The sequence below is a fragment of the Marinomonas lutimaris genome, assembly GCF_019426345.1.
In the GTDB taxonomy this organism is placed as follows: domain Bacteria; phylum Pseudomonadota; class Gammaproteobacteria; order Pseudomonadales; family Marinomonadaceae; genus Marinomonas; species Marinomonas lutimaris.
Genome location: NZ_JAHLLW010000040.1, coordinates 1 through 11748, shown reverse-complemented (window position 1 = coordinate 11748; position 11748 = coordinate 1). Strand labels below are relative to the sequence as shown.

The following is an 11748-nucleotide window of genomic DNA, read 5'->3' as shown; positions in this document are numbered from 1 at the left end:
TTAATGGATCAAGCCCTAGGCGCTCAGAGTGTTGCAATGATTTTAGTCACAGCGCATATGATCATCTTTTGGCTTTCACAAGACAGTAATGTGACTCCACCAGTATGCTTAACCGCTTTCGCTGCGGCAGCCATTGCAAAAACACCGCCGATGCTAACGGGTTTAACAGCGTGGAAACTGGCGAAAGGTTTGTATATCGTTCCGCTATTAATGGCCTACACTCCGTTAATTGGCGGTGATTCGGAAACATTATTACGTCTGTCTTTCTTTGCCATCTTTGGTATGTACGCGTTAGTTGGAGCGATGGAAGGTTACCTAGAAGATAAGTTATCAATAGCTTCCCGCTTCATTGCGTTAGTCGCTTCTGTGATGATGCTATGGCCACATCTACCGCTTTGGATTAATTGTATTGGCCTAGTGATTTTCTTAGCGCTGTTCATTATGGGCAACAAATCCTATAAGAAAAGCATGTAATCAATCTTTGGTCTTTAGCTACAAAGACTACTAAGCAAAAAAACACAAAAAAAGGGCGTCTCTTCATTGGAAGAAGCGCCCTTTTTATATTTTATATGTCAGTCTAAAAACAACTGTTAATTTACAGCCGCATCCAATTCAGACGCTGGTTCTGAATCTGATTCAACCCCTGTATTTTTAGCTGAGTCTGCAGCCTGAGCGCTTTCCATCATTCCTACCCAGCGTTTAACATTACTGGCGTATTCTTTTTTCTCACCCTTAGGAATGGATTGAGTGGTAGGAATTTCCGCCGTCATAGGATTAACTGGGCGACCTCGTATATGCAATTCATAATGCAAATGGGCACCCGTTGTGCGGCCAGTATTACCTGACAAAGCAATCACTTGGCCACGTTTAACCTTTTGGCCTTTTTTCACCAATATTTTGCTCAAGTGCAAAAAGCGTGAACTGTAAGGACCGGTGTAATCAATGACAACGTATTTGCCTGCATATTTATGCGAGGCAACACGAGTAACAATACCATCTCCTGTCGCTAACACTTCTGTACCTGAAGGGGCTGCTAAATCTACACCATTATGCGGTGCTGGACGTCCCGTAATAGGATGTAATCGATTGGCATTAAAAGGTGAACTAATTCGATACTGCTTGCGAGTCGGCCAGCGCAACAAAGAAGGCGTTAAGCTATTGCCATCACGATCATAAAAGCGCCCGTCTGAATGTAAAAAAGCACTGTATTTCTGGCCTCTTACTGTTATTTCAAGCGCTTCTAGTTGATCTTCACCTACCTTCACATCACCGATACTGCCTTTTTTGACAATAATATTAAAGTCATCGCCTGCTCTAAGGTCTTTACGGAAATTCACTCGGCCTTTTAGCACATCGTTAATAATTAAAATATTTGTATCTGATAATCCAGCTTTTTTGGCTGATAGATAAAAGTTTCCCTTTATCTTGCTGTGTACGGCTTCTTGCTTGTAAGTGATGGGCTTAATATTTTCTTCATAACTAAATCCTCCACCATCATGCTGAACATAAGAAACACTTTTACTAATATCTATGCGGCGAGTCATCTTCACAAGGTCGCCATTTTCATCCAATTTAAAAGTAAACTTATCATTGGGCTGCAAAGGCTCAAGCACAAGGAACTCTTGATCTGCTTCCAATACCGCATACAAGGATTCACGGGACAAACCTAAACGAGCAAAAATGCGCTCTAAGGTATCTCCAGACTTAATAACGTATTCAATAGGAGGAATAGCGGCAGTGACTTTCTCTACGTTTTGCAGAGGATTAGTCGTAACCAGCGAGTCGTAGTTATTATCTTCATCCGTATTCAAGCTATCGGAAGGGGTTTCCGCGTTTTTCTGATCCGCAGTGTTAGCGGTGCCGCTCTTCGCTGCACCATTCTTAGCAATACTAGGTAACGCATATTCTTTAAGATTATTTGTTGGCGATACAAGAGACTTATAGACAAACAACAAAACGATAAAAACAACAAAGATAATGGATAACCAAGCTCGCGGGCCAGAGAAAGCCCAGTTCGAGAGGCGTTTAATAAACTGCATAAATAAAAACTCATTAAAACAAAAAGTGGTCCACTGAGAACTTAACTAAATGCCAACATCAAGGTTGAACAAGTTCTCGATCTATGACAAAAACAGAACCACACTTTGTAGCATGTGCTTTTTCCTTGCCACTGTTGAACTGCAAATAATCACAGTCCATACCCTTTTAACCTACTGTTTTACACAACCAATACGGAAAGGATTTTTGATGCTTAATTTTTCGAGGTAGAATACGGCATTTTGAGGTCTAAATAAATACTTAGTCCCTGAAAGGGGCACTCCTACTTGCGTCTTTTTTAAACAAACACTATCTATTCAAAGTTCATGTCGTTTTCATGCTCTTTCTTAGCGCAAAATCATTGGACGCTTTTAGCCTCTCTCCGTACTATAAGCACATCTTATTTATTAACTGATCCAACTATCATGCAGCATTCACCTATTTCTTTTACCAGTCACAGACGTCAAACATTTGGCCGCTGTGATGTCTTACAAAAAGATATCATGCAGCCAGATACTCGACTCAAACAGGAATCATTAGAATCGGCCGAACTTGTCGAAGAAATGCCGCTTGCCATCAGCATCAATGACATTTCTTACGCCATCATGATGGTAACACCAGTGCATTTAGAAGCTTTTGTGATCGGTTTTGCTCGCAGCGAAGGCATTATTGAACATATAAATGATATCCGAGACATTGCGGTCCAGCTCACAAAAACACAACCAGACATAGACAGTGTTGCGATCAATTTAGAGCTAAGTCCACGTCGATTTTCTCAATTCAAACAAAGAAGACAAACACACCTTGGTGCGACTGGCTGCGGTTTATGCGGAGTAGAATCCTTAACTCAAGCTATTCCAACACTGCCCAAGCTTCAGCCTAGCCAAGCAATAGACGAAGCTAGTTTAATCGCATTAAGATCACAATTATCCGAATACCAAATATTGGGCAACAAAACGGGAGCGGTTCATGCTGCCTTACTGATATCTCCCGAAGGTGAACCCATTTTTTGTATGGAAGACATTGGCCGACACAATGCCCTAGATAAGGTAATTGGCTATGCGCTACAACAGGATATAAACTTACATAATTACAGCGTTTTGATGTCGAGTCGATGCAGTACAGAACTGGTTCAGAAAGCAGTACGAGTCGGACTTTCTAGGCTAATCCACTTAGCGTCTCCAAGCACACTTGCCGTCAAGCTAGCTCAGCATTACGGATTAACATTAATTCATTTACCCAAGCAAGACGCGCCACGACTATTCGCGTCTTCAGCCCAGCAAAAAGGAACAAACGATGAGTAAAAAAACTGACTTTTACACGCCATATAAAGGACCTGCTGGTGGCTGGGGTGCATTGCAGAGCACCACAAAACATTGGCTAAAAAGTGAAAACGCAGTACGCAATATTCACACCTTATTAAAAACCAATCAGCCCCATGGCTTTGATTGCCCGGGTTGCGCTTGGGGTGAAAAACACGATCCAGCTAAAATCCGTTTCTGCGAAAACGGAGCGAAAGCGGTTAACTGGGAAGCCACGTCTCGAAAAGTCGACGCTGCTTTCATGGCAGAACACAGTGTGACTTGGCTAAATACTCAAAGCGACTATTTCCTTGAATATCAAGGCCGCCTCACTGAGCCCATGCGCTATAACCGAGAAACCGATCACTACGAAGCCATTTCTTGGGAACAGGCTTATAAGCAAATCGGCGATACATTAAAACAACAAACCAATCCAGATAATGTCGCCTTTTATACGTCTGGACGAGCAAGTAATGAAGCTGCGTTCTTGTATCAGCTTTTTGCTCGTGCTTACGGCACTAACAACTTTCCAGATTGCTCAAACATGTGCCACGAAGCCAGTGGTTATGCCCTAACTAGCAGTATTGGTATTGGCAAAGGTACGGTTGAAATTGACGATTTTGAACACGCTGATGCCATCTTTGTTTTTGGTCAAAACCCAGGAACAAACCATCCTCGCATGTTGGAAACACTAAAAGAAGTGGTACAACGAGGCGCACAATTATTAAGTTTCAATACGCTACACGAGCGTGGTTTGGAACGCTTCCAAAACCCACAAAGCCCAATTGAAATGCTCACCAATGGCTCCAAGCCAACTAATACTGGTTACTTCTGCCCTAAAATCGGCGGAGATATGGCTGTGGTTCGTGGCATGGTCAAAGTGCTTATCGATTTAGAAGAAGCAGCGCAACAACAAGGCAAAGCTGTTTTTGATCATGACTTCATCAAAGAACACACTCAAGGTTTAGATGCCTACCTTGAACAAGTTAAACAAACATCTTGGCAAGACATCGTCACTCAGTCAGGTCTAAGCAAAGAAGACATCACTCACGCCGCCAACGTCTATGCCAAAGCGGAAAGCGTTATTCTAACCTGGGCAATGGGCATCACTCAGCATCATCATTCGGTTGCTACCATTCATGAGATGGTCAACTTAATGGCGCTTCGTGGCAACTTGGGCAAACCAGGCGCAGGGGTTTGTCCTGTTCGCGGCCACAGTAATGTGCAAGGCGATAGAACCATGGGCATTAATGAACGCCCTTCTCAGGCTTTCCTTGATGCCTTGGAAAAACGCTTTAATTTCACGCCACCACAAGAGCATGGTTTGGCCGTTGTTGACACAATTCGAGCCATGCGTGATGGCAAAGTCGGCGTCTTTATTGCTCTAGGTGGTAACTTCGCCGCTGCGACTCCAGATACACAAGCCACAGAGCTGGCATTAAAACAATGTCAGCTCACGGTACAGATCAGTACTAAACTAAACCGCTCTCACCTTATTACAGGCACTGAGGCGATTATATTGCCTTGTCTTGGTCGTACCGACATAGACCATCAAGCGAAAGGTCAGCAAAAAGTCACGGTAGAAGATTCTTTCAGCATGATTCATGCTTCTGGTGGCGTATTAGAACCGTTAAGCAAGGAGCAAAAGTCTGAACCAGCCATCGTCGCAGGAATCGCCGCTGCGACACTAGGCAACTTCCCTATTGATTGGAACGAAGTGGTCAGCGATTACGATCTAATTCGTGAGCACATTGCTGCCGTTGTCCCCGGCTTCAATGACTTCAACCAGCGTATTTTACAAGATGGTGGCTTCTACCTAGGCAACAGCGCGCGCGAAAGAAACTGGAAAACACCAGCCGGCAAAGCCATTTGCCATACTCATGTATTGCCTGAATCTATTCTGCCGAAGCGTGCGCAAGATTTACTGTCAGACAAAACGCTCATCATGCAAACCCTGCGTTCGCATGACCAATACAACACCACAATTTATGGTATGAACGACCGATACCGTGGCATTAAAGGCGAACGTAAGGTGGTGTTTATCAACCCTGCGGATATACAACGTCTCGGCTTTGAAGAAGGACAAAGCGTCACACTACGTTCAATTTGGGATGATGGTGTGGAGCGAAAAGTTAGCGGTTTCAAGTTAGTTCCTTATAGTATTCCAGCAGGCAACATTGCCGCTTACTACCCAGAGACTAACCCATTAGTACCGCTAGACAGCCATGGGGAATTCAGCAATACACCAACTTCAAAAAGTATTGCGATAGAACTAGAAGCATATGAAGAAGAAAGCAACGGCATTGCTGTAGCAACGCTTTAGTTTATCGTTAGGCAAGACCCAAAAAGGGCAAATATCGCTGAGATATTTGCCCTTTTTGCTCTTACTATCTATCAAAACGATCAAATACTAATCAATGACGCCACATGACTGGGAAGAAAAGCACCAATACAGTAAAGTATTCTAAACGCCCCAAGATCATAGCAAAACTCATCAACCAAGTACCTGTGTCGCTTAGCGGAGAAAAGTTACTACCCAGCTCAGCAAATCCCGGCCCAAGCACATTCAAGCAAGCTGCCGTCGCGCTCAAAGATGCCATAAAACTCATACCCGTCATCATCAGCAATACAGTAAATAAAACCGTGACCATAGCAGCAAGACACATAAAACCCATCACAGAATGACGTACATCCGCACTGATGGTTCGTCCCTGAAATTTCATCGCAAAGACACCATTTGGATGCACTAAGCGTTTTAATTCCAAAGAGATTGACTTCAACGAAATAATATTTCGAATGACCTTATTACCGCCCGCTGTCGATCCCGCACAACCGCCAATATAACCAACAAAAATCAATACGATCGAAGTCACAGCAGGCCAGGCACCAAAGTCCGTTGCTGCGAATCCCGTGCTGGTAATAAATGAAATCACATGAAAAAAAGACTGTGTGATAGAAACCCAAAGCCCGTCCTCTGAACCTGTCTGGAAAAGAAACAAAGCCAGTAACAACGCCACAAACGTAATGATCTTCAGAAAGCCACGCGTCTCTTCGTCTTTCCAGTACAACTTAATGCTGCGAGCAATATAAATACGATAATGCAGGGCAAAATTGACCGCACCCAACACCATAAAAAGATTACAAATCCACAAGATTAACGGGCTTTTAAAATAGCCCATGCTGGCATCATGAGTTGAAAATCCGCCAGTCGATACTGTAGTAAAACTGTGACCAATAGCATCAAACGCTGACATGCCAGCAAAGTAATAACTCAATGCGCACAACCCCGTAATAGCAAGATACACCATCCATAAATAATGGGTCGTACTAGACATGCGAGGAGAAAGTTTATCGTCTTTAATCGGTCCTGGCGTTTCTGCTTTTAATAAACGCATGCCACCAATGTTCAGCATTGGAAGAATGGCTACCACAAAGATCACGACACCAAGCCCACCCATCCATTGCAAAAACTGTCGATACATCAAAAAAGTTGGCGCCATATCATCTAAACCAGACAACACGGTTGCACCTGTGGTCGTTAATGCACTAATGGATTCAAACACACCATCAGTAAAGGAAACATGTGTAATCGATATGATAGGAATGGCTCCCAACACACCGACAGCCAACCAAGTTAAGGTAGCAAATAGCATAGCTTCACGAGTATTCACTGAAGGTAAAGGGTGTTTTTTAAAACCCAGTAAAATAATCAGAGAAACGGTAAAAGTAATCAAGGCTGGCGTCGCAAAAGCACGCCCAACATCGTCTTTAAAGAACATAAAGGACAACTCACCGAATACAAACTGCACCACACTCATCCATAAACACGGCATCGTCAGCAAGCGCATAATCAATAATGGGCGAATCATGAGTCGTCACGACTCCTATAAACAATCTGCACGGTATAAATAATCTTTAAATAGAGGAAATAGTTCACTAGAGCTACAGGATAGAGGCAAGCAATGAATCCTGACGCACACTATAAGTCAATACAGCCAAATTCAAAACTTTTCATTACCGCAAAAAAATACGCTTAAAAACACATTTTTGTAAACAGTATGGACGAATTGCGCATCCTGTGCTTTTATTAAACAAAATAACAATGAATCGAGACCTTGCACTATGCAACGAACAAAGATCTCGAGCAACAACAGACAAAAGGAAATTTTTATGGAAAACATGTTACTTGTTGATTTCTTTCATCTTGCTGCGCTAGCAACTACGGTTTGCTGCTTTTTGCTTATCAGCGGCAAACGTGTCATTGAACTTTGCTCTCAAACTAACTCAAGTAAATAAAAAAACCGAGCCAAGACTCGGTTAAAGTCACCAAATTTATTATTGACGGTCTAGCGATGTTAGACCGTCATATTCACTTTCGGCAATCCTCCTCTAGAGTTTGCCCACCATCTCAGGAATAATCGTAAAAAGATCGCCTACCAAGCCATAGTCCGCTACTTGGAAAATAGGCGCGTCCTCATCTTTGTTTACTGCCACAATGACTTTGGAATCTTTCATACCCGCCAAATGCTGAATAGCGCCAGAAATACCAAATGCCATGTACAAATCCGGCGCCACAATTTTACCTGTTTGACCAACTTGCAAATCATTCGAGACAAAACCCGCATCCACTGCCGCACGAGATGCACCAACCGCTGCGCCTAGTTTATCGGCTAACGCCTCAACCAAGGCAAAGTTCTCGCCACTGCCGACTCCACGACCACCTGACACAATGCGGCTCGCACTGGAAAGATCTGGTCTTTCTGACTCAGTAATGTCGTCAGATTGCCAACTAGACAAAACACTCTCAGCCACAAAATCGATCGTTTCAACAGGACACTTCTGATCATTCTGTTGAGCGTTTTTATCAAAAGAAGACGCCCGTACTGTAATGACTTTTTTGGCATCCAAAGCCGTTACCGTTGCAATAGCATTGCCAGCATAGATCGGGCGTTTAAATTGATCTGCACTCAATACAGCACAAATATCAGACATTTGGCCAACATCTAATAAAGCGGCCACTCTTGGCATGAAGTCTTTTGACTCTGAATTGGACGGCGCAATAATGTGCGAATAGTTTGCAGCTAAATACACTATCAAATCGCCCATTGGCTCAGCCAAGGCATATTCATAAACATCCGCATTGGCACAGAGCACCTTAGCAACACCAGAAAGACTCGCCGCCTCATCGGCAACGGACTCAACATTTTTACCTACCACCAGCACATGGATGTCATTGCCAATGGCTTGAGCGGCCGTCAAGGCGCATAAAGTAGCAGACGAAAGCGTACTGGAATTATGCTCTGCTATTAATAAAGTCGTCATTAGATCACCTTCGCTTCGTCTTTCAATTTACTGATCAATTCATCCACCGACGCCACTTTAATGCCCGCACTACGAGTTGAAGGCGCTTCCACTTTATCTAATCGGTAATGAGACTTTGGCGTTACGCCCAAGTCTGCCAAGGATAAAGTATCGAGTGGTTTACGTTTAGCCTTCATAATATCGGGTAATTTGGCATAGCGAGGCTCATTAAGACGTAGATCCGTCGTTACAATCGCAGGCAATGTCAGGGCAACAGTACGTAGCCCGCCATCGATTTCACGAGTAACAAGCGCTTTATCACCGTCGATAACAAGCTTAGAAGCAAAGGTTCCCTGTGGACGTTTAGTCAAGGCCGCTAACATCTGTCCCATTTGATTGTTATCAGAATCAATCGACTGCTTGCCAAGAATCACCAATCCAGGTTGCTCTTTTTCAACGACTGCGGCAAAGGCTTTGGCGACATTTAAAGGCTCAATGTCGCTTTCAGCTTCAACCCAAATGGCACGGTCAGCGCCTAACGCCAAGGCATTACGAAGTTGCTCTTGGCTTTGCGTCGTACCGACACTCATCACGATCACTTCAGATGCCACGCCAGCTTCTTTCAGGCGAACCGCTTCTTCAACAGCAATTTCACAAAATGGATTCATCGCCATTTTGACATTGGTTAAATCCACATTGCTTTGATCAGCTTTAACACGAACCTTAACGTTGTAATCAATGACGCGTTTAACACCTACTAAAATTTTCATTCTTTCACTGACCTTTCTGTTTAACCGTGACTCAACATTTTGGCTCTGATGTCATCTGGGATTGGCTTGGCTTTAAGAACACCTTCTGCATTATGACAGGCCCAGACACGTTTTTCCGTGCATTCAACCGCTAAGTCACCGCCATTAAAAAGCTGATGGCGAATCCCAAAGCTGGCACGACCAACGTCAGTAATTTCACTCTTGATAATCACCTTATCGCCGAACTTAGAAGGTTTAAAAAACTGCGAACGAGTATCTACCATTGGAAAACCAACAGCCTGCAGTTCATCTCGTATATGTCTTAGCGTATAACCCATGGCTGCAAACAAGGCCCCTGTCGATGCATCAAAATAGGCAAAATAACGCGGGTAAAAAACAATATCGGCGGGGTCGCAGTCACCCCACTCAATTTGTACTTGGCGCTCATTGTTAAACATGACGCTCTTCCTTATAAACTGATAACCAAATCAGAAAGAGGCTCTTGATACAAAAGCTCAATTTGGTCTTCTCTATGAGCTTGCACCGCACGCTGATTCATCGAACCTTTATCAGTAATTTCATTTGCATCAATACTCGGTGGCACAGCTTGCAACAAAATACGTTGAACGACCGTCGAGCTACCAGTACTGTTTCTCGCGAACTCGACTAATTTTTGCTTAAAAGCATCTCGAAGGGCGGAATGGGCAATGATTTGCTCGTTCGTCTCCACCAAATCATGAGGAAGAATCGCCTGACAATGAGCCCAATCAGGAAAAATCAATGCACTGATGTAGCCACGGTTCGTACCACATAAGACAACATCTTGTACAAATGGCGCAAAGGCACTGATGAACTTGGCACGCAATGTCCCAGCGCTCACCCAAGTACCACTATCGAGTTTAAAGTCTTCCGATACACGCCCGTCAAAACGGAAGCCTCGCTGCGGTTCATTTTCATCAAGATATGCTATCGCATCGCCTAAGCAATAATAGCCTTCTTCATCAAACGCTTTTGCGGTCAATTCTGGTTGACGCCAGTAACCCGGCATCACGGTTTCAGCTTTCACACGCGCTTCTAACTTACCTTCGTTTGGAACCAGCTTGATAGACACACCAGGCGCAGGAACACCAATAACACCAGAAGTTGATTCTTCAACAGAAGCAAAAGTCGCTGACGGCGCTGTTTCGGTACAGCCTAGCCCTGTGACCATAGGGATTTTCTTGCCAGTATACTGAATCGCCAAGGCATCCAAATCATCCCAAATATGCTGAGCTAAGCCTGCAGCTGCAAAGAAAGTAAACTGCAATCGCGAAAAAAACTTCTCGGCTAATTCGGTATCTGCCTTTAAGTTTTTAACCAGCAGTTCAAAGCCTTTTGGCACGTTGAAATACACAGTTGGAGAAATCTCAGCTAAATTCTGTAAAGTCTTAGCGAACAGTTTTTCTGTCGGTTTACCATCATCAAGATACAAACTACCGCCGTTGTACAAGGCAATTCCTATATTATGATTACCACCAAAGGTATGGTTCCAAGGAAGCCAGTCCACCATAATAGGCGGCTGGTCTTTCAAAAACTGCATAACTTGATGAATCATCACCTGATTAGCACAAATCATACGCTGAGTATTAATCACCCCTTTTGGCATCCCTGTGGTACCTGAGGTGAAAAGCACTTTGGCAATCGTGTCGCCATTCACTTGCTCGTTCATTTCATCAATCAAAGCCGACTCAGGAAAGTCCCAAAAGGATTGAAAAGCCACAATTGGATTGTCAATTTGTTGTGCCTTGGTATCCCCTTTGATCACCACTACGGGAATTTCCGTATCTTGGCAAACCGCTTTAATTGCCTTTTCATAAGGTGCCAACTCATCCACTACAATCATGCCGGGTGTCAAAATATCCACAATACCTTGCAGCTTAGAATAATCTGTCGCGATAAGAGAATAAGCAGGCGACAAGGGCGAATGAGCAACACCCACATACATGCCAGCTAAAGCAAGCATCAAATGCTCTACACTGTTGCCACATAAAAAAACGATAGGACGCTCAGCAGAAACTGGCTGAGTTATTAACCAAGATGCAATTTTGCGTACTCGGGTTACCGCTTGTGCGTAGGTCACTTCCTGCCAGTCACCTTGCTCATCACGCTGCGCAACAAATATTCGATCGGGTGTTTTTGCGGCCCAATATTCAAGTTGATCTGTCCAGCAGCGCGCATAGTCATCTAACGCTTTTTGGCTATTGATGATTTGCACTCCACCTTCACGATTTTCAATGTGGATAGGATGTGCCACAACCTTAATTGGATGGAATTCACCTTTCATATTTTTGCTCCCACTCTCATCTTTTGCCCTTCAGGGC

9 protein-coding genes and 1 pseudogene are annotated in these 11748 nt (G+C 43.8%); 4 read left to right on the top strand and 6 right to left on the bottom strand.

Annotated features, from left to right (window positions below; genetic code table 11):
- Positions 1-474: pseudogene (locus KPL72_RS20885) on the top strand (TRAP transporter permease); the annotation flags it as partial.
- Between the two features lie 116 nt (positions 475-590).
- Here the strand turns inward: KPL72_RS20885 and KPL72_RS20880 are convergent.
- A complete protein-coding gene (locus KPL72_RS20880) occupies positions 591-2039 on the bottom strand; it encodes a peptidoglycan DD-metalloendopeptidase family protein (RefSeq protein WP_219704330.1) in 1449 nt (482 codons plus the stop codon).
- Between the two features lie 423 nt (positions 2040-2462).
- On the opposite strand from KPL72_RS20880, the gene fdhD reads away from it, so the two are divergent.
- The gene (gene fdhD / locus KPL72_RS20875) at positions 2463-3341 is read left to right on the top strand and encodes a formate dehydrogenase accessory sulfurtransferase FdhD (RefSeq protein ID WP_219704329.1); all 879 of its coding nucleotides are present in this window, start codon (positions 2463-2465) and stop codon (positions 3339-3341) included.
- Entirely contained in the window at positions 3334-5661 is a 2328-nt protein-coding gene (locus KPL72_RS20870) for an FdhF/YdeP family oxidoreductase (RefSeq protein WP_219704328.1), read from the top strand. Before fdhD ends, KPL72_RS20870 begins: the two co-directional genes overlap by 8 nt.
- A 91-nt stretch (positions 5662-5752) precedes the next feature.
- Here the strand turns inward: KPL72_RS20870 and KPL72_RS20865 are convergent, their stop codons facing one another.
- Positions 5753-7207 (bottom strand): TrkH family potassium uptake protein, encoded by a 1455-nt coding sequence (locus KPL72_RS20865; RefSeq protein ID WP_219704327.1) that lies wholly within the window; start codon positions 7205-7207, stop codon positions 5753-5755.
- Positions 7208-7508: 301 nt separating this feature from the next.
- Between KPL72_RS20865 and KPL72_RS21410 the strand changes: the two genes are divergently transcribed.
- Positions 7509-7634, top strand: a complete 126-nt coding sequence (locus tag KPL72_RS21410) for a hypothetical protein (RefSeq protein ID WP_283248036.1) — start codon at positions 7509-7511, stop codon at positions 7632-7634.
- 93 nt (positions 7635-7727) lie between these two features.
- Here KPL72_RS21410 and KPL72_RS20860 read toward each other — a convergent pair whose 3' ends face one another.
- The 4 genes from KPL72_RS20860 to KPL72_RS20845 are packed head-to-tail and all read right to left on the bottom strand — an operon-like array spanning position 7728 to position 11711.
- Positions 7728-8660 carry an electron transfer flavoprotein subunit alpha/FixB family protein gene (locus KPL72_RS20860; protein ID WP_219704326.1) on the bottom strand — a complete coding sequence of 311 codons (933 nt, stop codon included), beginning with the start codon at positions 8658-8660 and terminating at the stop codon, positions 7728-7730.
- Complete coding sequence (locus tag KPL72_RS20855) at positions 8660-9409, bottom strand: electron transfer flavoprotein subunit beta/FixA family protein (protein WP_219704325.1); 750 nt, start codon at positions 9407-9409, stop codon at positions 8660-8662. The genes KPL72_RS20860 and KPL72_RS20855 overlap by 1 nt, the downstream gene beginning before the upstream one ends.
- A 20-nt stretch (positions 9410-9429) precedes the next feature.
- Positions 9430-9846 carry an acyl-CoA thioesterase gene (locus KPL72_RS20850; RefSeq protein ID WP_219704324.1) on the bottom strand — a complete coding sequence of 139 codons (417 nt, stop codon included), beginning with the start codon at positions 9844-9846 and terminating at the stop codon, positions 9430-9432.
- Between the two features lie 11 nt (positions 9847-9857).
- Positions 9858-11711 carry a feruloyl-CoA synthase gene (locus KPL72_RS20845; RefSeq protein ID WP_219704323.1) on the bottom strand — a complete coding sequence of 618 codons (1854 nt, stop codon included), beginning with the start codon at positions 11709-11711 and terminating at the stop codon, positions 9858-9860.
- Between the last annotated feature and the right edge of the window lie 37 nt (positions 11712-11748).

What these genes read in the sequence shown, in the direction of transcription:
- KPL72_RS20880 (WP_219704330.1), bottom strand. Translation starts at nt 2,039, where the DNA reads ATGCAGTTTATTAAACGCCTCTCGAACTGGGCTTTCTCTGGCCCGCGA.
- fdhD (WP_219704329.1), top strand. Translation starts at nt 2,463, where the DNA reads ATGCAGCATTCACCTATTTCTTTTACCAGTCACAGACGTCAAACATTT.
- KPL72_RS20870 (WP_219704328.1), top strand. Translation starts at nt 3,334, where the DNA reads ATGAGTAAAAAAACTGACTTTTACACGCCATATAAAGGACCTGCTGGT.
- KPL72_RS20865 (WP_219704327.1), bottom strand. Translation starts at nt 7,207, where the DNA reads ATGATTCGCCCATTATTGATTATGCGCTTGCTGACGATGCCGTGTTTA.
- KPL72_RS21410 (WP_283248036.1), top strand. Translation starts at nt 7,509, where the DNA reads ATGGAAAACATGTTACTTGTTGATTTCTTTCATCTTGCTGCGCTAGCA.
- KPL72_RS20860 (WP_219704326.1), bottom strand. Translation starts at nt 8,660, where the DNA reads ATGACGACTTTATTAATAGCAGAGCATAATTCCAGTACGCTTTCGTCT.
- KPL72_RS20855 (WP_219704325.1), bottom strand. Translation starts at nt 9,409, where the DNA reads ATGAAAATTTTAGTAGGTGTTAAACGCGTCATTGATTACAACGTTAAG.
- KPL72_RS20850 (WP_219704324.1), bottom strand. Translation starts at nt 9,846, where the DNA reads ATGTTTAACAATGAGCGCCAAGTACAAATTGAGTGGGGTGACTGCGAC.
- KPL72_RS20845 (WP_219704323.1), bottom strand. Translation starts at nt 11,711, where the DNA reads ATGAAAGGTGAATTCCATCCAATTAAGGTTGTGGCACATCCTATCCAC.